The following is a 24089-nucleotide window of genomic DNA, read 5'->3' on the forward strand; positions in this document are numbered from 1 at the left end:
TAAGGCTTATTGATATTTTGGCTTCCTGGCAACAGGGCATAGCCGCGTTCCTTGGAAGTGATGAATTGTTGGGTTGCTGTATCCTGCTTGATCGCTTCGAACTGATCTTTGTTGACGTTTTTGTACAGGACATGCCATTCTCCATAGTCTTGAATCGTTTGCTTTTGCATTAACACCAAGTAAGAGGAACCAAGCGTTATAACCGCCGTCACCATGGCCACAGAAATTATAACTCCGATCACGGTCACAAGCGTTTGCTTCTTATTTTTCATTAAATGCCGGAGCGTTAGCTTATGGATAATGTTCATGGCCGAATGACCTCGTCTTTGGCAATCTTTCCATCTTCGATGGCGATAATTCTGTCGGCTTGCAAAGCAATTCGTTCATCATGGGTAATCATAATCAGCGTCTGATGCAAGCTTTTGTTGAACATTTTTAATAAGTCAATGATTTCGCTGCCGTTTTTACTGTCTAAATTACCGGTTGGTTCGTCTGCCAGGATGATAGCGGGCTGATTCATCAACGCTCTGCCGATCGAGACCCGCTGCTGTTGGCCGCCGGAAAGCTGATTGGGCAGATGATTCAAGCGGTTTTGTAAATTTAACGTCTTCACAATATCCTCAAACTGTTTCCGATCCACCTTATGCTGATCGAGCAAAAGCGGCAGCTGGATATTTTCTTCAACCGTCAAAATCGGAATAAGATTGTAGAACTGATAAATCAAACCGATCTGTCTCCGTCTAAAAATCGCCAGCTGCGTTTCATCCAGACTGTACATGTCCGTACGGTCCACAAACACTTTTCCGCTTGTCGGTCTATCTACGCCGCCTAGCATATGTAGAAGCGTTGATTTCCCCGAACCGGACGGACCGACGATGGCGACAAACTCCCCTTTGTCCACCGAGAAGGATACGTCATCAAGCGCTTTTACCGCCGTATCACCTTTTCCATACACTTTAGACAGATGTTCGATCCTTAGAATTTCCATGCTGAACCCTCCAACCGTTTGTCGATAGATTTAGTATATCTGCCCGAAGTGACTTTACCATGACTTGAATTGTGACAGTCTGGTCACTTGGCCCTTGTTAGACGAATTGCTTGTAGAAGCGAATCTGAAATTGGGTTCCCTTATCGAGTTCACTCTGCACCTCTATAGCTCCATTCTGCTTCGTTATAATGCTATGAGCCAGCGACAGACCGATGCCGCTGCTGCCCTCGCCGGCACTCTTTCCTTTATAAAAACGTTTAAAAATATGAGGGATCTCTTCCTTGGGGATGCCTTTGCCATTATCTTCAATCCGAATCTCTGTAAATAGCGGGTTCTCTGAAAAGGAAATCGCGATGGTTCCGCCTGCTTGCGTATGTTCCACGCCGTTTTTTAAAATATTGATGACGGCTTCGGTTGTCCAGTTCAGATCGCCCAGAAAGGAGACGCTATCATCGCCCGTTACCGAAACCGTCTGTTCTTTGATGTCGATCGGAATGAGAACGGGCTGTAACGCTTTTTCAATAAGCTTGGTCACCCTGACTTGATCTTTCTTGAACTGTACGGTGCCTGCGTCGATTTTCGATAGCTTTAATAACGAAGAAACAAGCCAATCCAACCGCTCGAGCTGGATACGAATATTGCGCGTAAATTCCGTTCTTTTCGCTTCAGGCAGTTTGGCGTCGTCTAATAAGTCCGCCATGACCATCATGGAGGTTAGAGGCGCTTTGAGCTGATGGGATATATCCGAAATCGCGTCGGTAAGATGGACTTTGTCTTTATGCAAAAGGGCGCTCTGCTCCGACAGCATGACGGTTACTTTATACATCGTATTTTTCAGAATGCTGAATTCCCCTTCCCGATTATCCCGGACGTCAAGGGAATAGTCGCCGCCGCTAATACGCCGCAAATAGCCGGACAACTTCTCAATCTCGCGATATCTCAATCTCGTAAACAGGAAGGTGCTGCCAATGAGCAAAATGGAAGTCATTAGAACAAGGACCACGGCAGCGAGCGAAAACAAAGCCGCGGCTGCAAGCATAACCAGACTTATCGTGAACATCAACAAAAGGACGAGGCGGATCTCGCGATTACGCAGCATGCTACTCACCGACCTTATATCCTAAACCGCGTACGGTTTTAATGAACGTTGGATCTTTCGGATCATCCTCTAGTTTTTCCCTCAGTCTTTTAATGTACACCGTTAGCGTATTGTCGTTGACGAAATCCCCGGCCACATCCCAAATTTGTTCCAAAAGCTGATTTCTGGAGAGGATCTGCCCGATATGGTTCGCGAAAATCAGCAATAAGCGGTACTCCAAAGCCGTCAGTGGAATTTCATCGCCATATTTATATACCTTGCCTTCCAGTGTATTGATCTGGATAGCATCTACTTCGATGATGGCTTTGGTCTGCGGCTGCTTCTGATATCTTCGCAGAACCGATTTTATCCGTGAGAGCAGCTCGCGAATTCGAAACGGCTTGGTAATATAATCGTCCGCTCCCATATCAAGCCCCATCACGACATTGACTTCATCATCAACGGCTGTCAGGAAAATAACAGGAATATCGCTTTGCTCCTTCACCATTTTACACAATTCGTACCCGCTTCCATCCGGCAGCGTCAAATCGAACAGACATAAAGCGAACTGATCCAACTGCTCGGCTATAACCTTTTTCGCAGATGCGACGTCATGGCACAGAACCGTAGAAAACTGGTCTTGCTGTAGAGAATACTCAAGGCCGGACGCGATAGTTTTATCATCTTCCACAAGCAAAATGTTCATTGGATCATCATCCTAGTTTGAATTTTAATAAAAGGACTATTAGCTTATTATTGTATCATACAAAAGAGGATGATTAGCAAAGAAACAGCCCCCCGCGCTGCAATCCTAGGAGCATCGAAATCTCGGCAAATATCGACATATAAACCAATTTAATTTAATACAGGTGGCCTATGAGAAAAAAATTATAAATCTTCATATCGTCTATGTATATATCCTCATTCTCGGAGGAATCTATGGAACAATGCTTCCCGATGAATCCAAGAGTTATACGCATTGGGAATATGATTATGCCGGAGAACTAGGTAAACCAAGAATTCGCTCTTGTTTTAACCGATGACAAAAGCCATACGACTTTGTAGTAATAGAAGACTATCAGAAGTACCAAGAGTTTAAGCAATCCACATTGAAAAAAGCCCCCATATTTCACATTGAAGAAGAATGGTACAAAAGTTATTGGAAGAGAATACTAAATTAAATGCTGAGTTAGAGAAATATAAAAGAGGTTCCAATCGACTAGTACCTTGACCGAAATAAATTTAAGGCTTTGCGTGAACTTCCTAACGCTACCTTACATCGTCTAACAGAAAAAGCAGTCCTCAGATTTGGCGGTCAAGGTACTAGTACGCCGTCAATACTAAAATAGTGGTCAGCCGCGGCTTCGATGTATGGAAATGCGTCGTTCACAACTCACAGATTAAGCGTTGAAGGCGTACTAGTACACCATCAATCCTTAATATTGTGGGTAAAGACGTTTTAATTTGATTCTTGCTTCGTCGGTGATAAACTGCCAGTCGATACCCTTTTGGTATCGCGATAACGAAGAATGCCATCCATAATCAAGAATTCTAGTATTTTTTTATGTAACTACTTGTAATTTATTTCTATAACATAGTATAATATAATTGTATTATCAATATTACCACAGGAGGGATTTTTTTGAAAAAGAAACTTGCATCGACTGTTGTAGCTATTGCTCTGGTTTGTTCCTTCTCTACTTCTGTTTTTGCCCATGATACAGCGGCTTCTAGCAAAGAAACGTCTAGTATTCAAGCTCAAACTGGTGCCAACAAATCTCCCAACATTATAATTGGTGCCGGTGTTAAGGGGAACATAAGCCAATCTTATTTAGAACAACTGAAAAAAGACTTCCCGGATGCTAAACAGATTACAATTCAGAGAATGGATTCTAATAATTCTCGTTTAAATCCCCACGAAATAACACCATATTTTGGTTTTGACTTGTGGACAAAAGATAAACTAGACCACTTTACACTAATCCAAAATGATAGCAAAAGGGATCCGTATATTCTCTACGCATCAGCAGCAAAGGGACAAACAATAAAAACTACAGAATCCATGGAAAGAACAACGCAAACCACTTTTACGACTGAAGTCTCGGGAGAGATTAAAAAACTCCTCAATGTAAAAGGAACTGGCTCATATCAGGGCACTGTTAAATCTACGGTTACTAATGAAACTACTTTAGTCGGGCCTCCTGAATCAAGCAAATCAAACAGTCGGTTTTTTTATATGCAAGCTTCCTATACTCTTTATGGATGGGGAGTCAAAACTTATGGTGTTCCGAGCGGCAATGAGGTAAGTGCAAAATTAGGCGGAATATACGTTCCCGTTTGGCTATACTTTTCTGTTGATAACTAATTGATATTTTTTTCTTTTTTGTTGACAATTAACTATTCTCCCTTACATAATGCATCATGAATACAATTACTGGGAGGAAGAATGAAAAAAGAAAATTATGCAGTCCTGTTATCTTTGTTAAGTTTGATTATAAGTAGCTGGTTAGTGGTTTCCAACATAACCCACGAGAAGAAAAATGAAACTCCTCCAGTTCCAGCTTCAACTTTGCGGGGGGACTTCTCTTTGAATCAAGGTGGAGTCTATACATCAGTGACACAAAATGGTGAAATGTGGATTTATATTTCCTATCAAGATAAGTTCTATTTTATCTCTAAGCCAGATGCCAATGGAAAGTTTAATGTTACTTCAGGTAATCTGCCACGCTAGACTGCGAAAAGGCCCGTATCTTCAGAGGAGGATACGGGCCTTTTCTCTATTTCTTTTGCTCAACACAATAATCAGTGCTTGACAGCTCGTATCAACGAGATTCAGCCCCCGAGCGTCCCATAAAACCCTGCTTTTTCATGAAAAGCAGGGCATAGCTTGAGTAGTAGTTTAAGTCAAGCACTGATTTCGATTTTGAGCCTTTCTTTTAAGAAAAAACAAAATTATCGCGATCTTACGGTTCCCCCTCTCAATCCAAAGAATCGTCCAGCATAGCGTTGATGACTTTTAATATCCTCTTTTGTTCATTTACACTTCTGCTTCGGAGCTTGTTCACAATTTCTTCGAGCGTGGACTCGCTTCCCTTTCCACTCACAGGCTGGATATAACTGAAGAACTCAACCATCGAGAGGTCGAGCGCACTCGTAATTTTATCCAGCACTTCAACGGAACAGACTTTTTCGGAACGCTCCAGCTTACCAATGTAAGTTTCGTGTACCTCAGCCTTATTTGCAAGTTCTTCTTGACTTAGTCCACGTAATTTTCGAAAGTGCCGGATGCCTTCCCCTACCCTTTTCATCAAATCGCTCACGGTAATCACCCTAAGCAAACCATAGACCAGCCAGTCAGTTACTCCAAGAGACTATAGAGCTTATTTCATTTAAAATATACCCCAAAGGGATATTTTTTAGTATAATAAGACTGATCCTTTTTTCCAAAGGGAGGCCATCGGTATTAATTCGCTTGAATCTAAACAAGCATTTTCTAAAAGAAAGGACTGAACACCATTAGAGTATTATGCATATACCCCGACGACACAGTGGCAGATATTTACGTTACCGACATTGGAGAATTTCTTCGTCTGACAAAACTGGTGAACGGAATCACCATGGAAGGAATTAATTACGCTGTAGTCCATACCGAGCTGATTGTAGAAAAAGATACCTTCTACATTTCAATGATATTGAAGCATAAGCATGCACGATAAACTCTTTTAAGTGGTAAATTTGAAACCATGTTCTCTTTCTATAACGCTGACATATAGCTGTCAGCTATTAACCTGTAAAATAGTATCTGGAAATAAAAAAACAATGAAGGAGTCTAAAAGCATGAAAAAAGAAATACTTGTGTTTATTTCGGAAAACTATGCAGACTGGGAAAGTGCTTTCGTTTGTTCAGAGCTGAATAAACCAGAAACCGGATTCATCATTAAAACATTGGCAGTTAATAAAAATCCAATAAAATCAATGGGTGGTTTCACGGTTGTTCCAGACTATTCAATTGCAGAAGTTCCAAAACATTTTCATATGCTTATCTTGGTGGGTGGAACTTCATGGCAGAAAAGTGAGAATGAAGCTGTTAAGCATGTTGTTGATTTATGCATTACAAAAGGTATTCCGATTGCAGCGATATGTGATGCGTGTACATTTTTGGCAGATAAAGGATATTTGGATGATAAAGAGCATACAGGCAATTCAGTAGCCTATTTAGAGAAGTTTGCACCAAGCTATAAAGGCTCGAAGCATTTTATTGAAAAGCAAGTTGTTTCAAAAGACGGATTGATTACAGCTAACGGCACATCAGCGGTTGAATTTGCTAAAGAAATTTTGAAATATTTGCAGGTAATGCCAGAAAACAAACTGGAAGATTGGTATCAAATGTTTAAAGTCGGCTTTTATAAGGAATAAGACAGCAAAAAAGCAGGGGAGCGTATGTCCCCTGCTTTTTCGTTATTCGTCCGCTCTATCGCCATGTTTATTTGTCGATCAGATTGGTGGTCTTGAGTAATCTTGCGATTAATGCCGTCACTTCGGCGCGTGTCATATTCGACTGTGGGCTCAGAAGCTGTGGCCCGTTGCCTTGCACGATTCCCGCCTCAATCATCAGAGCGATATCCTCTCTCGCCCAAGCAGATACCTTTTTCGCATCTTCATACTTCGCCAGCAGAGAATCGGTCTGCTCCTGACTCAGCGCGGCTTTTGGCTCGATCAGTTTGTAAGCCCGGGCAATCATCGCCATGCCCTGTTCTCTCGTGATTTGTCGATCACCGTAGAAGTTACCGTCCTCGTAGCCGCGGACGATATCGAATTCGTTCGCAATCGCTACGGCGCTGCGGTACCAAGCGGAATCCGAAACGTCAGGGAACTTGTTTTGCGGTGCATTTTGACGTTTCAAACCGAGACCGGCCACGACAATCTCCGAGAACTCGGAGCGCGTTACGTTGCGATCCGGCGAAAATGTATTGTTCCCGGTTCCAGCAAGGTCGAGTCTCGCCGCAATATTGTTCACGTCCGTTTTGCCCCAATGGCTCTTCACGTCATCGAAATCCTGCGGATTCCAGATGACCGAATAGGAACCTTGGCTGCGCAAGTCTTTAATTAATGCATAATAACGGCTGTTGATCTTCGTTACTACCGTTGGCACATGGAACACGCTGCCGTCCGGATTGACGATGACGCCTGTCGTAATGCGGTTCGGATCGATGCCTTCCGGTAGCGCGATGTATTTCTCCGCGTATCCGTTCAATTGCCCCACTCTTACCATCTTGCCGTCATGCGAGAAAGTCATATCCAGATCGACCGGAGTTACCAACAGTTCGTAGCCTTCCGCTGTCGCTTTGTTCTTGGCGTTATTAATCAACGTGTCCGAAGAACGGGCGATATCGATATGAACGGCAATATTGCCGAGCGCCGCGTTGCCCAACTGCTTCGACACCGCGCTCAAATCCATTTTTCCGCCCGGAACCGGATAGATGGCCAACGGGTTGCTGATTTCGAGGCTGGTTCCTTTGTCGGCAAGCTGCTTCACAGCTCCTGCCGTCAATCCGTCTACCTTCATATCTCCGTCTTTCGAAGAACGAATCGCAAGCTTCTGTCCGTTACCTTGCGACAAAGCTTTGTTCAGCTTGTCCAAATCCACCTGAACCGAAGTCACCTTGCGATCTCCCGAGGCGGATTCTTTCCCCGTTGCAAACGTATCGTCTTTGCCGTTCACCGAGGTTTCGATTCCCGAGCCATTCGGTGTTGTCGAAGCTCCGGACGAAGACGAACCTGTAGAGGTTGAAGTCGTTGTGGTGCTTCCGCCGCTGCTGCTATCCGAGTCTCCGCTGTCGCTAGATTCCCTTGTAATAGTCAACGTATATTCCGTTACATGGCCTTTGGCGTCCGTAACCTTTACAACAATCGTGTTCATTCCTACATTCAAAGGCAGATTACCGCTTGCCGCCCCGTTAGCAACTTGCTGCCAAGGGCCATTATTGACCGAGACTTCAATCTTAGCGCCCGGATCAAGCGCCGCCGGGTTTACCGTCACGCTGTAGACGTTATTCGTTACGGAAGCCGTATACTTGGTCGTGCTTCCATTGAAGGCCGGCGATAATCCGATCGGCGTTCCGTACCAGCTTTTGAGCTGCAGTCCCGTTAAGGAGGAATGATCTGCGGTGTTAACCGTCAGTCCTTTGCTTACGGTGCTGGACTTCCCGTCCTTCGTAGCCGTTACTTTCACCGTGTAGTTGCCATCGGCCAAATTGACTTCCGGTGTGTAGCTCCAGTTGCCATAGGTGTCGGCCGTAACCGTACCTGTAATCCCATCCGCAATGTTGACCGTCACCTTGGAGCCTGGCGTTGCTGTTCCCTTGAATGCAGGCTTAGATACCGTTACTGTCCCGCTGGCCGGCTCCGTGATTTCCAATGCCTGCTCTCCGACCGTAGTCCGAATCGTAGTGGCTTGGCTAACGGCAGATGCCATCTGCGTCGCTGTCGCTTTCACCCGGGTCACAAACGTATAGTCGGTGCTTGGTGTCAGTCCGTTAAAGGTTGGACTATCCTGCCAAGTTAACCCGCCGTCCATACTGTATTCTTGACCGCTGGCTGGTTGCAGTGTAATGCTCGTAGGCGTCACACTGCTTGTTACTGGCGCACTCGGTGCGGCCGGTCCATTCCCTTTCGTGACCACTGCCGTTGCCGGACTCGTTACACTGCCTACCGCATGCGTACCATCGGCGGTGACCGTCAGGGTGATGGTCGCGCCCAAGTCGTCTGCGGTTAACGTGTAGTTTGAACCCATCGCATTCGTGATGGCGACTCCGTTTCGGTACCACTGGTAGGTCGGTACGTTACCTGTCGTGTCCGGCGCATACGTGATTCCCGTTACGTTCGCCGTCAACGTTTGACCCGCCTTGGCAATGCCATCGATCGTTACGCTGCCTCCCATCACCGGAAGATCGATATCTTTTGTGGCAGTGATGATGTTGCTAATGACACCGGAATTATACTCGACAATAACTCCTGGATCTTTATGTGGGCTAGTGCCACCGTGTGTATTATTTACGCCTAAGTAGCCTACTGTAGTATTACTGGTGTTTAACAGTAGTGTAAGATGGTCGTAGGGTCCATTATCCACATAATTACCCGTTGACTCAAGACCTGTTGGCAGACCGTTTAATACATAATTTGTCACGATGGAACTAGAAGCGCTCCAGCTAGGTGCTGTAGTTCGAGTAGCGCCTATAAAGCTTAAAAAGTTCCAGTTTCCTGAGTAGGGACTCTTAAATTCTTTAAACAAACTCGCAATCGCAAGCATTTCTACAGCACCAGCATCACCTGCTGCTGGCTCTACAAGATGTCCGCTATTGTTCGTTGCAATAGTCACAGCATCGTAAAAAGTCATGGTACTCTGTCTTGCCACATATACGAAATGCCGTCCATTGTAGGTACGCACAGAGGTTTTTCCATCGGCCAATGGTGCCCCTGGCGTTACATTTACTATAACAGTTTGGGTTTGCCCCGAAACTTGTGTAAATGTCATATTTCGAATAACAGCTTGAATTTCTTCATACTTATTGCCACTTGAAAAATTGAACACTCTATTAGTAGGTGTAGATTTATCAGTCACAACGCCACTAATGTTTATGCCATTCGTTAACTCGGTAATACCGCTTGAAAGAGCTCCAACATCAATTGAGCCACTATTTACCGCCACAGTAAAGTATCCGCCATTTGCATCAACGACGCCTGTGCTTCCAAATGCGACATTTGGCAGCTGATAGGTTACCTCGGTTACTTTCACAGGATAACCAAGATCAAGTGTTGGTGTTGCCGCTGCTCTTGCTTCTAATGGATGAAAAGGGATCATCGTCAATACCATGATGATTGCCATTAGCAAAGATAACATTCTTCGATTTTTTAATTTCATCTTTTGTTCATTCCTGCTAACGAAAGCATATAGAAATTCTATATTCGCAGATTTCTTTCTGCTCAGCAGGCTTTCTCCCTTCCTTTTAAATAATTTGTGGACTACTTCTAATTCAAGCGCCTCTGCTTTCGCTTGAATTATTTTATTTCTTCATCGGCAATATGGAACGGATGTTGTTCCGTGCATGCATTTCAACAAGAAAAGCCATTTGCTGAATCTGCCTTTCGACTATAGTCTATTAATTACTCACCTCCAAACATGGTGCGGTGCATCTTGTCATTGCAAGTCACCTCATTGATTACTGGCGATCCTCGCCATTCGAGTACAATTTATCCTGACGTCTGCATCTAAAGGGTAATTAAACATGTAAGCGTTATTTCAAGAGCTATCTACTAGTTTACCAACCCGACCTAAACAAACCCTAGGCAACTCATCATAGGTCTGTTCAATATATTGGCATGAAAACCGATATAAGAATTACGAAAGCAACAACAAGAACCGACAGTCAAGGAGGATGCTCCTGTGAAAGCCATATTGGTTGACGATGAACATTTGGCATTAATAAGACTTAAAAAAGCGATTGAGCGTGAAGCAAGCGAAGTCGAGATCGTTGCTGCATATTCCGATTCGACCGAGGTACTGGCAGGCGTATTGGCTCATCGCCCCGATGTGGTGTTCCTTGAAATCCATATGCCGGATATTAACGGTCTAAATCTTGGGAAGCAGATCAAGGCGGTCGTTCCTGGTACCGAACTTGTATTTGTGACCAGTTACGACAAATATGCTGTGCAAGCTTTCGAGCTTTACGCCTTAGATTATATTGTGAAGCCGCTGCAAAAGGGGCGTCTGCGCCAAACGATTCCGCGGTTAGAAGAGAAATTGGCTATCAGAGGCATCAAGAACACACAGGACGCGAACTTCCCCATGATCTGCTGTTTTAATCAGATTCAGTTTAAGCTGCCCGGCATGGACGCCCAGAACGTGAAATGGCGTACAAACAAAGCGCAAGAGTTATTTGCCTATTTGCTCTATCATCGGGACCGGACCATCAATCGAAGCGTTTTGCTTGAACTGCTATGGCCGGAGCTGGAAGAGGCTAAGGCAGTGCAGCATCTCTATACAACGATTTATTATATACGTCGAACCTTGAAAAACTCCGGAATGGACACAATTCGCATAAATAGCGGCGATTTGGGGGCGGGGTACAAGCTTGACATCGGGGAGGCTCGGGTAGACACCGTGGAATGGGAATACGCCATGAGGCAATTGGGTGTCTTGGATGCAGGTACAGTTGACGCCTATGAGCATGTGTTGAATTTGTACATGGGGGACTATCTGGGAAAATACGATTACCTATGGGCCGAACATGAACGGGAACGGTTTCGATTGTTGTGGTTGTACCATATGCGAAAATTATGTGCATTCTACGAGCAGCAAGAAAACCCGAAAAAAGTCATTCAAGTCTATCTCCGTATTCAACAATTGCTTCCGGACGGGGAGGAAAGCTATTTCTCGCTGATGAAGCTCTACGATGCGATTGGTGAAAGGATCGGTGTAGAAGAACAATATTACCTCTTGAGAACGAAAATGGAACGGGATTTGGAGACGCCGATTAGCCCTGACATTTCGGATTGGTATGCATGTTGGAAGTCCGTTGGCCTTAGTTCCTAAATCAGCCACTTCGAAGTTCGTAAGAAAGCCCCCGGCACCGCGCAGGTTTCGGTCCGGTGGGCTTTGAATTTTAAGTCGCAGGAGCGAATGCCCCCAGCTTTTCCAGCAATTGCTCTATTGCCGTATCTGTGAATGCAAGGGCATCGTTGGTTCCGACAATCATGCCTTGCCGTATTCGATCGTCCATCCAGTCCGAGATAAAGCCGGGAGCATACCCACCCGTGCTAAACGACCCGCCAAAAGCAATGATTTTCTCATACGCCGTCAGATACTGTCCACGGCCTGTATGAGGGTAAGACTTGGTATACAGCCAAAATTGCAGGTCATACATCAACGTAGAAAGTTCGTCCGCATGGAAAGCAAAGTACCCTTTTTCCTCTACAATTCGGGTACAAATCGCACGGATGATCTCCTCCATGTTATCGACCTCGGTGACGCGGGCACACAGCTCCGAAAGCAGCGGGGAAAATTCCTCATGGGCTACTTTCCGCAAGTCCTCCTGCATATCCTCCTCGGAGGTGTCATAGAAATCCGCATGCACCAATCCCCGAATAAAGGCCTCGAAGTTTTCAGCCAAATACGTTATTTCGTAATCGCGTTCCTGATCAACATGGATTACCTCGGGCTCCCCATTCCTGCCGCATTTCCGATAATCCAGCATCACAACATCGTGACCGGCCGAAGGGCAATCGCAAATGACCACGCCAATGTCGGGATACCCCCATTCTTCAATCATAAACCGGCTGCCAAATTCTGCGCAGAGCGAATAAGGCTTTTCGCGCCCGATCCCCATGATTCCCTCAATCGCAATATGGTCTTCCGCCCAAGACGTTGCTTCCCCTGTAGGGAAGCGAGTGTTGATCGGCAAACCGCCGTTATGTAACTTCATCATCGCAATGTAAGAGGCCGGCAATGTATAACCCAGTTCCAGTTCGATTGAAGCAATAAGCTCGTCCGTAGGCGGCTCGCTGACGTAATTTTTTAAAGCGTAATCGCTATCTTTCCAAAAGTTCGTCAAGTCAAACCCTTCAAAGGGGACTTTTCCCGCTCCGTTCTTGCTGCTCTGCTCATTCCGCGCCTGCATGGCCATCGACCACTTGCGTTTACGATTCATTGCGATCAGCTCTTGACGGCTCCATGATAAAAACGACAACGTCGTCTCATCCTTAGGGTCCAGTTGATCCGCAGTTTCAAATTCTCTTACAGCATCCTCGTATTGTTCCAGATAGTAGTAGGCATAGCCCGCGCGGATATGCCACAGAGGGTCGTTCTCGCCTTGCTTCTCAATCGTCAAAAGCTGCTGCAGCGCTTCCTCATAACGTTCCAGATTGTTCATGGCTCTCGCCAAATGACTGATTACATCATAATCTCGGTCCTGTTCGGGAATTTCCAAAATCCGATCGATGATTTGTTTAAATTCATCTTCTTCATGCCAGAGGTTTAGCTGCTCCAATAGGTTTTTCTCCATACTCTGCCTCTTTTCGTTAGTAGTAAGGTACATGCTTCACTGGCGTCGATTAGAACACACTCACAGAAACGCGCCGAAGTAAAATTCCAGCGCTTCCCGAGAATACCCGTCACTTCCCTGCCAACCGGCTACGGAGTTAAAATCATTACCCCCTCCCCGGAGCTTGCGGGGCGTATCGCGCTGCACCAGCAATCCGGCATATCCCCATATTTCCATCGTCACATCCCGCTCCTGCTTGCTGGAAGGAAACGCGTCCTTCCAGCGCTTCTCCAACTGCCGGGCGCTTTCATGTTCAGCACAGTCCTGAATCGCTTCGGTCATCCTGTTGAGCATAGCAGCATCCTCACCGGTAACCTCGAATTCTTCTTCTTCCTCGCTGAACAATTCGAGATCCAACCAGCAGTAGAGAAGCCAGTTCAAGCGAACGCCTCCCCATTTGACCCGCTCGAAATTCAGCACGTTTAAATCCTCATTCACATCATCCCGCTTCGACATTAGACCAAGGAAATTGCAATCCCCGCAGCTGCTGTAATTCGGCCGCACGACACTCCGCTGTCCGTAGGTATGAAGAGGCAACTGGGAAGTCAGAGCCCAGCTCGAAAGGGCGCTCCGCAGATGAACTTTTCTCGTTGACAGACTGTGCAGGAACGCAGCGGCTACCCGTTCTTTGGTGATCGTTTGATGCAATTCATGCAGCCGTTCGACCAGTTAATCATGCGTAATCGTGATGGGATCGAACATTAGCCCTTTGCTTTTGGCATAAAGGAAATCCTCGCCGGCAAAGATATACGGTCTACCCTTCCAACCGCTGGAGGACCAGAAGGTGTTCATGAGTATTTTTTTCGCTTTTTTATCCACGTTTTTTCTCCAAAAAATTTCTCGTTGTAATACAAACAAGGGAAGTCCCCATGAGCTCTCCCATATCATAACACATTTTGGAAAGGCGTTAGCTACTCTTGCTTCAGGTTCAACCAGATGACCGAAACGACGATCATCACACTGCCTGCGATAAACTTAGCCGTAATCTCAATCGGGAAAAAGGGATAGGAGTATGCAAAAACAATGACAGGATTCAACGACCGGATCAGATTGGCGATCGAAAATTTGATATATTTTATGCTTTCGTAGAACAGGATAATCCCCAGGAAACCGCTGCAAAATGCCGCAATCATAATAAAAAACAAGCTTTCTCCAGCGAAAAAAACCGTGAAATCTCCCCGAGAGAACCAAATAAACGCGCCGATCAATAAGGTAGAAATGAGCTGGTTGTAAAATAAGATAATGGAGGAATCGATCCGATCCACCAGTTTCTTCGCCAGCAAATTGGTTAACGCAAACAAAAAGGTATACAGCAGCCCCAACAGAACCCCCATCATACTGTTGTTCGACGATCCCGTGTTCACGACCAGAAAGGAACCTAAGATACAAATAACGATCGGAAAATAACTCGACGATTTAATTTTTTCACGGAGGATGAATACGGCCAAGGCCAGCGAAAAAATAATATAAAACCGGCCGATTAAGCCAAACGCGATCGGTCCCAGCATAAATAAGCTGAAATATTGGCACACCACGCCAATGGAATTGGTAACCCCCAGCAGATAGATGCTTTTGTCATTGACGAGCACCAGGCTTTTTTTCCTGACCCATAAAAATAACAAACAGAATACGGCTGAAAATAAGCTGCTGTAAAAGCTGGCCACCATCGGATCGATCATGGATAGGGAGAACATATTGGTCAGCGGCGAGAGGCTCATCACCAGAACGGAAGCAACGCTGAGCAGAATGCCTTTAGCTTTCATAACCATGTCCCTTGATATGGCTAAAGATCGATTTGTAAATTCCATCTGTAAACGATAATTCCTCTTCGCTTGGTAGCGTTGTCGACAATCTGACCTCCGTCGTTTCGGAGAATGCGGGAATATCCTCAAAATACAAGACTTCCGCGGCAGAAATAATCACATTCTCACGGTTGACTAATGTATAGTAGCCTACAACCTGTATATTTTCGATGACGGCTCCGGCTTCTTCCCAAGCTTCTCTCTTGGCAACCTCCAGAATCGTTTCGCCGTCCTCCTTTTTCCCCCCTGTAAATTCCCACTTTCTTTTTTTATTTTTCACGAAGACAAATTGATCTTGATAATATAAAACAACCAAAACATACTGATAGCTCTCAGGACATTGATTGTAATGAATCTCCATATCGTCGATCATCATGACCTTCACCTTCTTATCGTTTTTAAGCGCGCGTTAGCCATTTCCTATTGCTTTTTCTTCAGGTGAAGAAACAGATATCTGCCGCTCTGCTTATTGAATTTGTGGATCACGTTATCCAGCAAGGTCCAGACGCCCTTATCTCCGACGCATGGAACGACTTTGCAGCACAACACATCAAATTTGCCGTCCAGGAATTTGTAGATTTCCTTTTGCGACATTTCTTTCTGAAAGCCATAGTTCCAGAGATTTAGCTTCTCATACAATTGACGCTGACACTTAAAAATAGAATTCGCATGAGACCACACCATGATAGCTTCCCCGGAGCTCTCCAAACGGTCGAACAACGTCTGTAAGCCTGTCTCATAATCTTGAACATGCTCCAACACGCTAAACGCCATAATAAAATCATGTTGTTCGGCATGATCTGTCATCGGAACGTTCAAGTCGTGCTGCTTAAAGCTGACATGGCTGTAATTCGCCAGATTTTCTTTGGACTTGAGCAACGCATCCTCCGAATAATCGTATAATTTTACGCTTTCAATACTGGGGTATCGGTGGATTAATTCCAGCGTCATATAGCCCCCGCCCGCCCCAAAATCTCCGACTTTTTTATATTTATGAAAGTTGACTCCCAAGCTCTCGTATATATTAAATTTTTGCAGCGCTTTGTTATTCCTTACTTTCTCCAACGCATAGTTATCTTTTTTCCATACGACATTCCACACCTTTTCCATCCTTGGAACACACCTCCAATTTTTTCCTATTTGCATTATATCTTTAGCAACAGGAGGTGTATATAGCAAATGAAGTTGATTTATGTCGTTTTATGTAATTTTATACTTATTTTAATTCAATAGTTAAAATATAGTTTATTTAGGTGAATTATTTTTAATAAAGCTCGATCTCAGAAAAAGAAAAAAGATGCCCCCTATGGGAAGCACCCCCGATCCAAACTCATATATTCACATCGTCTCATAATCAATCCAGCGTTCATCGTTAAAACCGCAATGAGAACAAGTGAGACTTATCGTAATCCATCCAAAGGCTTCAACCCAGTCATCCTCGCTGAATTCTTTACCGTCTCCGATATCATCGCCTAGATTGTCAACGTATTCCTCTTTACCCTCGGAAATGATAGTCAGCCGGATACGGTGAACATCCGAGCTGCATTTTTTGCAGGACCAAGGAAAAAGTTCATCATCGGGCACGGTAACTCCGTCATGACAGACAAATCCGTTCCAACCGTGCTTTGACAGATCGAATATAAGATGAGTTTTACGGCATTCCGTACATTCTGCTTTAATCATCAACGCAGAGTCATTGTTATACTCGCCTACATAAATGTCTTGGCCTTCTTTATCGCCGTAAACCGAAACCGAAAAGGTTTCGCATCCGCATAGGCATCGAACAACCCCATCTACACGATTCTCGTCATTGTCCGTACCCGTCGGTATGAGAATGTCTTTCAAGTGTTTTGGAATCGGATAACCCGCCTCTGGTTTATTTTTATCGCTTTCTTCAATAAGGACCGCTTTGTTTCTTGGGAAAAGATATAATTGGGCATATCTTTCTTCAAGCACTATGATTTCATCCTTTTTTCCAAGCGAATCATTCTTCAACATTTTTACTTTTATGAATTTAGCCATGGTACCCTCCATATTCGTACTTCAATCTCCATATCGTAGCATAAGCATACTCTTAAAGTCTTTTCTGCTACTGTAAAAATTGCCCTTCAACTTTCAAAGTACCTATCTTAGCTATATAATAAGCTTATTACATGCATTGGTCACACATTGCGGAGGAGGGAGAACGATGTATCATTTTATTGCCCCGCCAGTAGTACCTCAACAGTAGAATCTACTGTCAAGGTACTTCCATGAGGTTTGTGGTCCTTTCCGTAGATTCTACTGTATGCATGCGTAGACGACACCTTGGTCGCCCCATCATATGAGTAGAAAGCGGGAAAAGAAAGTGAGAGAAAAAATTTATTTCATTTTGTCGATGGTCATCTTCGGTGCTGTCGGCGTTTTTGCCAAGTATATTGATCTGGCTGCAAGCGAAATCGCTTTATTCATGAGCTTGATCGGCAGCTTGTTTTTGTTCATCATCTGCATCTCTACCAAGCGGAGCATTTCGTGGAAAAACATAAAAAAGAATGCTCCTGTCCTACTGCTCTCCAGCATCGCCTTGAGTGGCAATTGGATCTTTCTTTTTCAGTCCTATAAGGAAACCACCATCGCGAATGCGGCTTTAAGCTATTATTTTGCTCCCGTCTTGGTCATTGTCATGTCGCCTATTGTACTGAAAGAAAAGCTCTCGCTCAAAAAAATGATATGCGTCGGCGCGGCCCTTCTCGGACTGCTCTTCATTGTGCAGAGCGGCGGAAATGAAGGAACCGGGCATCATCTGCTCGGGATCGTCTATGGCCTAATCGCGGCAGCTTTCTATGCCATCCTGACGTTGACCAACAAATTTATCCGCAGCATGGACGGACTGGAGAGCACGCTCTCCCAGCTTTTATTATCGGCGGTATTGCTTATCCCTTACGTTCTGATGACAGAGGGATTCGATCTATTTCGGATATCGGGGAATTCCTTGATCCTCATTTTTATATTGGGGGTACTGCATACAGGGGTGGGATTTTACCTGTTTTTTTCCGGAATGAGAGGGCTGGAAGGCCAAAGTATCGCGGTATTAAGCTATATAGATCCTCTTGCTTCCTTAGTGATATCCGCATTTGTTATCGGCGAAAAGATGACCTTATTTCAAATGCTGGGCGCTGTCCTGTTACTGGGGTCGACATTTATAAGCGAAGCAGGCAGGAAGAAAAAGCCTGTCTAGAGCAGACAGAGGAAATTGCCCCTTATAGCGCATAAATCCGTAAAGGAGAACGACTTTAAGATCGTTCTCCTTGTTTTGTCGTTCATTAAAATACGGGCCTTATCAAGTCTTTATCCAATCTTGTATTAATTCCGGGAGCAAGCTTTCCTGATAACACTTGTATCCCCGGTCGGCCACATGCTGTCCGAGCAGTGGCTCCCAAGCGGGCTGCAGTTGCCTTAATCTTGCTTTTTCCTTTTCGCTGAAGGACGCCTTCGGGCGGACATACTGGTCATACGTCCCCCGGTCCATGCGCCAAGGCGAGAATCGTCCCGCATACCTCGCCGCTATGCCGTGCGCAATGGCAAGGCCGTTGACGTCATAATCCCCAGAATAATAAAATCGACACGCCGGAGCCAACCTTTTATGAAGGCGATCCAGAAGCAGCACGGCCGCTGCGCTCGGCTGGCCGCTCAAGCAAACCAGCAGCCGCATAGTACGCATGGAATTTCTGTGTTCCTCCTTGCACTTCAAAGCCGATGAAACATCAATCAAACTGCTGAAGACGGAAGGATTCTCGACCAGATATACCGATGCAGCCATCGGCCAGACCGTCCATGCCTCCACTTGCTGAAGCGTCAAGGAAGCTGCCCGCTCCTCCGCGAACGGCGCTCCCCATACCAGCGCTTGTGACGAGACATCATCATCCCGTATGCCGGCTCTGCGGTAAACGGAGCGAATATCCAATGTATGCCGGTCCTGCCATTCGATCTCTTCCGGCTGGCGGTCGGAGGTTTGTCCGGCCGCAGGTTCTATCGCGTCGCCGGAGATGGCTGCGAGCCATTCCAGCTCCTGCTCCAGGGCTGTCCGTTTCATGGTGTCGTCAATATCCGGACCGCTTTCACGCTCCTTCAACCCTTCGGACGGTTCACTTCCTCCGCCCCAAATCTCCAGAAGTCCATAATAGAGAAGCCGACCTCTTCTTTCTTTCCAGTCAAAGCCATGAGGATCGCCGGTATATTCATTCGCCAGAACAGGCAGCCGAATTCCGGCGTCGCTGTAACCCATGCTTGCTGCACCCGCTTGCTCCGCATCCAACGCAGCCAGCGCGTCCGCGCATTCCTTCAACGCCGTGCGAGCGATGTCAGGCTTTGTTCGCAGCATATCTTTCAGTGTGCGATAACCCGCCGCCTGCCCATCCCGCAGACGAATCAGCCATGCGCGAACGGCTTCCGGATAAAACAATTGATCCCCCGCCGTCTCCGGCGTAACTCTGTCCGACGCGTTCCTCACGAATGAGAACAGTTCTTCCCATGTCCGGTCCGCCTGTTCCTCCTGTTCCCTTCGTGTCAACAACGGTTCGCCATCCAGCAGCCGGAACCATTCCCGGAAGCTCGGAATGTAATAAGGATGCTTGGCCAGTTCCTGCTCCAGTTCCAGAAGCAACACATTGAGCTGGCCCCCGGGTTTGATCTGCCTGTAATGCTCCGGCAGCAGCGTGAGCAGCTTCTCGCATTCCTCCTTGCGAAGCTTTTCCAGCTTGACGGTTACTCTTTTGCCAACGCCGCCTGCGCTTTGGTACTTCCTGCGCGCTTCCTTCCACAAGCGATCGTAAGCCGGGTCCGCCAATTCACGAAGCTCCTCCGGCAGATGGCGCTGTTGACTCATAGCGGATTCGCCTCATTGCTTGCGGAAGAGCCGCTTCCTTCCTGCGTTCCATCCTGTTCTTCCATCCCGGCAGCAGCCTCAAGCTCCGGCTCTCCCAGCTTCAAATCCTTGCCGTCCCAGCGATAGTGGAAGGCTGTCACATAGTCGGCGTCTTTGGGGCGATAGATCTCGTAGATGGCCAATCTGGGCACTGTGTTGTAACAGCCCCACAGCACTTGGGAGGTCATCATATAGTCGAACTCCATATCCGTCAACAGTTGGAACATATCCTTCATGTTCTCCTCGTCTACGCCCGCGAAGGCTTCGTCAAGAGAAATCAGCCGCGGCGCATCGTCGGCGGCATCCGAATAACGGGAGTAGGTAGCAGCCAGCAGCGGAATGTACATGGCCATCGCCTTCTCCCCGCCGCTCAGCACGTTGAAGCGGGAGTCCGTCAGCTCTTTGTAGCCGGTCTGGCCGCCTTTTTGGTAATAGAGCTTAAATGCGAACCACTCCCGATAATCCAGCAATTTCTGAATATGCTTGCGCAGCGACTCCTTTTCTTCCTGAGCATTTGCCTTGGCCTGAACAATATGACTGCGGAAATGACGAATAATGCTCTCCATGTCCTCGTCGTCCAGACGGTGAGCTTCCCGCATAAGGAGCCTGACCAACTTCTCCGTATCCAGCTGCTGATCGTTCGAGGCAGGGCTCGGCTCCCACTCAAGGGACAAACGAAGACCGCTCGATGTATTGCGCTCACCCATTAGCTGCCGCATCCGCTCGACCCATTCCGTCGCGCGGACAATTTTTTGACGGATGGACTTGCCGACGCTTCGTAAAATGATTTCCTCATATAATTCCCGGTCCTTCTGCGTCAGCATATGGCGCTGTTCTTCCTCGTGCGCCTTGATCTCTTCCGCTACCATCCATAGCGGCTGCGGATTCAGCTTGTCGCGCATCGATACGATCAGAAGACGCCCGCCCGCCTCCGAGACGCCTTCCAAATTCAACACATACTCGCTTAGCGTATGCCGCACATCATTGAACGTCGCGATCAACTTGTCGGACATGGGGTCCCGTTCCTTGTTTTCATAAGCGGTTTTATATCTTTTATCTATTTCCCGGGCCAGACGAATCAGGTCTTTCTCATCTCGATCTGCGCGCTTGCCAACGTCTTTATACTCTTGCCAGTCTTCCAGCAGTCCGAACGCAAGTTCGAGCTTCCATGCGCCGTATGCGCTCAGCCAGCGCTGCGAGACCTCGGCCAATACCGTTTCCGTCTGCTGCAATTCAGCCCTCAAGCTGGCGAAAACATCATAGGTCTCTCGGCGCTTCTGCTCGCCAAGCTCCATTTCGCGGCGAAGCCCGGCCTGCTCCTCCTTCAACTGTCGGATCTGCTCGTAAATATCGGCCACGCCCAGCTCCTCAATCATCTGCCGCAGACGGGAGATCTGGGCCTTCAGCTTCCGCTGCGTATCGATATGCTCCGCTTCCGTCAGCTCGTCCTGTTCGATCAGCTCCTCCGTCTCGCGCCCTTCCTGCTCTGCGCGCGAGCGGGCTGCTTCCGTCTCTATCCAGGAGCGCCAGGCGGCGTGCAGCTCTAACAATTGACCTTCATAAACGGCGCAATCTTTTACAGCCTCGGCAAGATCGGACTCCCGCTTGAGCCGCGACCACGCGGCGGTCAGGGAAGCAAGCCGCCCCTGAAGCTCCCGCAGCGCGCCCATTTGCTCCGCCAAACGATTCAGCAGCCGCTGCTCCAGCTTGACGGCAGCCTCTAGCTGATGCCTGCTTTCCGCCAGCTGCCGGAAAGTCGCCTGAAGCCCGTCATGCCCCGGCAAGCTGGCCAGCTCTTCCCTGAGACCGGCTGCCTCGGCCGCCAGATTCGCCAACGCCTCTTCCGTTTGTTCCATCTCCCGCTCACATACTTCCAATTGCTCTTGCAGTTGCCGAATCATCAGCTCCCGGGTGCGTCTGCGCGTCTCCTTGCCGATATACTCCGCGCGGGGCTTGGTAGCCGCGACGCCGGCGAGCGGTCCCAGCCGATAGCCGCCGGACGAGGTCAACGCCGCGCCGGACGACTCGCTTCCATGGTCCATATCCCCCCATACGAAGCTGCGCAGCACATCTTCTATTACAGCATAGGAGAGGCCGCTGGACTCCGATGGCACTGGCTCCAGCAGCTCTGCCAGCGTATAGCCGAACGAGAGAGGATTGGGCACCAGCCAGCTGTCCTCCTGCCCCTCGTCCAACTGAAGCTGACCGTCCGGGGCGATCCAGGCATCCAGTAGTCCCGCGCGCTCCAACTGCTCCTCCAACAGCGCGCGCTCGCCATCGCCGATACCGCCGCGAAACTCACAAACCTCGAAGAACGGCGCTCCCGTTCCGGTCGCCCGCACCGCTCGCGCCTCTTTTCTCGCGGCTGTGCGCGGCGGTTCCGGCTCTCGACTGCGCTGCCATTCCGTCTTCTCCTGTTCCAGCTGACGCTTCTTCTCCCGCAACAGCTCCAAACGCTGACGCAGCTCCGCTTGGTTGGCAAGCAGCATTTCCTGCCGCTCTGCAAAAGCGGCGGCCGCGGGCTCCCGCAGCTTGTCATACGCAGGACTGTCCGCATCCAGCGCCGTCACTGCCCGCAACATCTCGCTCAGCCGCCCCTCGCTGAGAGGAAGCAGCTTCAAGCCACGGCTCCATGCAAGATATGCCTCCTTGAGCTTTTCACGCTGTTCTTCTGTCTCCCGCTCAGCCGTCTGTCGGTTCATTTCCGCCTCATCCCGCTCCCTGCGGGCGTCTCCGACCTGACGTTCCAGCTCCTCGGCCAACTGGCGCGCGGCCCGTTCCTCACGGGCTGTGCCAAGCGCTTCCTCCAGCGAACGCCGATGCTCGGAAAGATCGCGCCTCCACGGCTGCCGCCAACTATCCTGTTCCGGAATGTGCCGGGACCACTGCAAAGAATAGGCATCATGCTGCGCAAATTCGATTACCCGGGCCACGCTTTCCAGATCCTCCAGCAAATCCCGCTGCTCACGCTCCAGCCTCGCCAGAGAAGCTTCGGCTTCGGCGGCAGACCGCTTCTGGCGCTCCAGCCGTTCCCGCTGCAGTTGCAGTCTTTTGCCCGTGGCCTCCAGATGCTGATTCGTCTCCTTGAGATGACTTTCGGAGGTTTCCAGCTCTCTCTGCACACTTAGCGCTTCGTGATTCTCCAGCACATCCAGCTCCGCCTGCGATTCCTGCAGACGATCGCGAGCCTCTTCCATCCGCCGCTCGATCTCCTTCAGCAGAAGCTCCTGCTCTTCCCGACGCTTACTCAACTGATCGGCATGCTGATGGTGCTTGTCCCGCAGCGACCGGCTGTGCAGCATTTCCTGGGAACGACGAAGCAACACAAATTCATTGTACGAGCGGTAGTCGTCCATCAAGCGTTGGATTTCCTTCAGATGCTGTTGCAGCTCCTCCAGCCGGTCGCCGATTTCGTCCATATCCTCCAGAACCTCGGACAGTGGACTTAGCTCATCCTCCAGCAGCGGAGGGAGAGCCGCTTGCAAAATGTCATAAATCGCGGTCGGCTTAAAATCCTTGGACAGCTTCGGGCTCCGCAACTGGACCAGCAATTGGAGCAAATCCTGATATGAATCGGCATCCGGAAAGCGGAACAACGCTTTATTGACCATATCCCGATACGAGGACTGATCCTGCACAACCTCGCCACCTTCGCCGATCGCTTCCTCCAATTGCTTGCGCGTCAGCGGGATGAGACTGCCGCTCTCGCTCTTCTGGCGTTCATCGAACAACCAGAAATCCCGGTTGATCCGGCGTCCGTCCTCCAGCAGAAATCCCCAAAACGCAACCTGAGAACCGCCGCGTTTGGCTTTCAGCCCAATGCCAACGGTCCGGAATCTGCCTGTAGACGGATTGGCAAACTCCATCCACAAATAACCGGTCCGCTCCGGATAGCCGCTGTCCGTATCCAGCAGCAGATAATAGTCAATGCGCCGGTCGCGCGAGCCGAACGGGTCAAGCCGGTGCGGGCGCTTGTCCCCGTCCAGCACGAGCGGCAGAAAACTTTGCATGGTGACCGACTTGCCCGAGCCGTTAGCCCCCCGCAGAATAAGCCGGCCCTGCTCCAACTCAAACTCCTGATTATCGTAATACCAGAAGTTGACCAGCCCGGCCCTGTTCATTTGCCAGCGTTCGGCGATACGTTCCCTTTCATCAGCGGCTTCCGTCAGAACCGACTCCGTGAACGCCGTTTCCGTCATTCTTCTTCCCCCTTGCCTTT

The 24089-nt window shown here is 48.1% G+C and carries 18 protein-coding genes and 3 pseudogenes; 6 read left to right on the plus strand and 15 right to left on the minus strand.

The features are described 5' to 3' along the window. The 5 genes and pseudogenes from NLX71_RS22275 to NLX71_RS22290 all read right to left on the minus strand — a co-directional run. The coding region (locus NLX71_RS22275) for an ABC transporter permease (protein ID WP_254365952.1) at nucleotides 1-308 on the minus strand (308 nt) is incomplete at its 3' end. Continuing rightward, the gene (locus tag NLX71_RS22280; RefSeq protein WP_254365953.1) at nucleotides 305-988 is read right to left on the minus strand and encodes an ABC transporter ATP-binding protein; all 684 of its coding nucleotides are present in this window, start codon (nucleotides 986-988) and stop codon (nucleotides 305-307) included. The genes NLX71_RS22280 and NLX71_RS22275, both read right to left, overlap by 4 nt. Before the next feature lie 97 nt (nucleotides 989-1085). Next, nucleotides 1086-1484, minus strand: a complete 399-nt coding sequence (locus tag NLX71_RS27125; RefSeq protein ID WP_375377949.1) for a sensor histidine kinase — start codon at nucleotides 1482-1484, stop codon at nucleotides 1086-1088. 81 nt (nucleotides 1485-1565) lie between these two features. Beyond that, nucleotides 1566-2087, minus strand: a pseudogene (locus NLX71_RS27130) (histidine kinase dimerization/phospho-acceptor domain-containing protein); the annotation flags it as partial. A 1-nt stretch (nucleotide 2088) separates the two neighbouring features. Further along, entirely contained in the window at nucleotides 2089-2772 is a 684-nt protein-coding gene (locus NLX71_RS22290; RefSeq protein ID WP_254365954.1) for a response regulator transcription factor, read from the minus strand. 205 nt (nucleotides 2773-2977) lie between these two features. Between NLX71_RS22290 and NLX71_RS22295 the strand changes: the two are divergent. From NLX71_RS22295 to NLX71_RS22305, 3 genes and pseudogenes are all read left to right on the plus strand, one after another. Then, nucleotides 2978-3297: pseudogene (locus tag NLX71_RS22295) on the plus strand (DUF4062 domain-containing protein); the annotation flags it as partial. Nucleotides 3298-3708: 411 nt separating this feature from the next. Further along, nucleotides 3709-4431 carry a hypothetical protein gene (locus NLX71_RS22300; protein WP_254365955.1) on the plus strand — a complete coding sequence of 241 codons (723 nt, stop codon included), beginning with the start codon at nucleotides 3709-3711 and terminating at the stop codon, nucleotides 4429-4431. Nucleotides 4432-4512: 81 nt separating this feature from the next. Next, nucleotides 4513-4797, plus strand: coding sequence for a hypothetical protein (locus NLX71_RS22305; protein ID WP_254365956.1), 285 nt, complete (start codon nucleotides 4513-4515; stop codon nucleotides 4795-4797). A 247-nt stretch (nucleotides 4798-5044) separates the two neighbouring features. Here NLX71_RS22305 and NLX71_RS22310 read toward each other — a convergent pair whose 3' ends face one another. Next, nucleotides 5045-5386 carry a helix-turn-helix domain-containing protein gene (locus tag NLX71_RS22310; RefSeq protein WP_254365957.1) on the minus strand — a complete coding sequence of 114 codons (342 nt, stop codon included), beginning with the start codon at nucleotides 5384-5386 and terminating at the stop codon, nucleotides 5045-5047. Nucleotides 5387-5903: 517 nt separating this feature from the next. Here NLX71_RS22310 and NLX71_RS22315 point away from each other — a divergent pair. Continuing rightward, nucleotides 5904-6482 carry a type 1 glutamine amidotransferase family protein gene (locus NLX71_RS22315; RefSeq protein WP_254365958.1) on the plus strand — a complete coding sequence of 193 codons (579 nt, stop codon included), beginning with the start codon at nucleotides 5904-5906 and terminating at the stop codon, nucleotides 6480-6482. A gap of 67 nt (nucleotides 6483-6549) precedes the next feature. Here NLX71_RS22315 and NLX71_RS22320 read toward each other — a convergent pair whose 3' ends face one another. Beyond that, complete coding sequence (locus NLX71_RS22320; RefSeq protein WP_254365959.1) at nucleotides 6550-8958, minus strand: S-layer homology domain-containing protein; 2409 nt, start codon at nucleotides 8956-8958, stop codon at nucleotides 6550-6552. A gap of 1551 nt (nucleotides 8959-10509) precedes the next feature. Between NLX71_RS22320 and NLX71_RS22325 the strand changes: the two genes are divergently transcribed. Further along, a complete protein-coding gene (locus tag NLX71_RS22325; RefSeq protein ID WP_254365960.1) occupies nucleotides 10510-11658 on the plus strand; it encodes a response regulator in 1149 nt (382 codons plus the stop codon). Nucleotides 11659-11728: 70 nt separating this feature from the next. Here the strand turns inward: NLX71_RS22325 and NLX71_RS22330 are convergent, their stop codons facing one another. The 6 genes and pseudogenes from NLX71_RS22330 to NLX71_RS22355 all read right to left on the minus strand — a co-directional run bounded on the left by NLX71_RS22330 (nucleotide 11729) and on the right by NLX71_RS22355 (nucleotide 16989). Then, a complete protein-coding gene (locus NLX71_RS22330) occupies nucleotides 11729-13126 on the minus strand; it encodes an SMI1/KNR4 family protein (RefSeq protein WP_254365961.1) in 1398 nt (465 codons plus the stop codon). A 60-nt stretch (nucleotides 13127-13186) separates the two neighbouring features. Beyond that, a pseudogene (locus tag NLX71_RS22335) lies at nucleotides 13187-13984 on the minus strand (hypothetical protein). 92 nt (nucleotides 13985-14076) lie between these two features. Then, nucleotides 14077-14928, minus strand: a complete 852-nt coding sequence (locus NLX71_RS22340) for a DMT family transporter (protein WP_254365962.1) — start codon at nucleotides 14926-14928, stop codon at nucleotides 14077-14079. Further along, nucleotides 14918-15343: an NUDIX domain-containing protein gene (locus NLX71_RS22345; protein WP_254365963.1), complete on the minus strand. Its 426-nt coding sequence runs from the start codon at nucleotides 15341-15343 to the stop codon at nucleotides 14918-14920. The genes NLX71_RS22340 and NLX71_RS22345 overlap by 11 nt, the downstream gene beginning before the upstream one ends. A gap of 44 nt (nucleotides 15344-15387) precedes the next feature. Further along, nucleotides 15388-16077 carry a class I SAM-dependent methyltransferase gene (locus NLX71_RS22350; RefSeq protein ID WP_254365964.1) on the minus strand — a complete coding sequence of 230 codons (690 nt, stop codon included), beginning with the start codon at nucleotides 16075-16077 and terminating at the stop codon, nucleotides 15388-15390. A 228-nt stretch (nucleotides 16078-16305) separates the two neighbouring features. After that, nucleotides 16306-16989 carry a bL9 family ribosomal protein gene (locus tag NLX71_RS22355; protein WP_254365965.1) on the minus strand — a complete coding sequence of 228 codons (684 nt, stop codon included), beginning with the start codon at nucleotides 16987-16989 and terminating at the stop codon, nucleotides 16306-16308. 325 nt (nucleotides 16990-17314) lie between these two features. Between NLX71_RS22355 and NLX71_RS22360 the strand changes: the two genes are divergently transcribed. Then, on the plus strand, nucleotides 17315-18184 hold the full coding sequence (locus tag NLX71_RS22360; protein WP_254365966.1) for a DMT family transporter: 870 nt from the start codon (nucleotides 17315-17317) through the stop codon (nucleotides 18182-18184). Between the two features lie 102 nt (nucleotides 18185-18286). On the opposite strand, the gene NLX71_RS22365 is transcribed toward NLX71_RS22360, so the two are convergent. After that, the gene (locus NLX71_RS22365; RefSeq protein WP_254365967.1) at nucleotides 18287-19831 is read right to left on the minus strand and encodes a TIGR02679 domain-containing protein; all 1545 of its coding nucleotides are present in this window, start codon (nucleotides 19829-19831) and stop codon (nucleotides 18287-18289) included. Beyond that, the gene (locus tag NLX71_RS22370) at nucleotides 19828-24069 is read right to left on the minus strand and encodes a TIGR02680 family protein (protein ID WP_254365968.1); all 4242 of its coding nucleotides are present in this window, start codon (nucleotides 24067-24069) and stop codon (nucleotides 19828-19830) included. Before NLX71_RS22370 ends, NLX71_RS22365 begins: the two co-directional genes overlap by 4 nt. Nucleotides 24070-24089: the final 20 nt, after the last annotated feature.

It is taken from the genome of Paenibacillus sp. MZ04-78.2 (assembly GCF_024213375.1).
GTDB lineage: Bacteria > Bacillota > Bacilli > Paenibacillales > NBRC-103111 > Paenibacillus_G.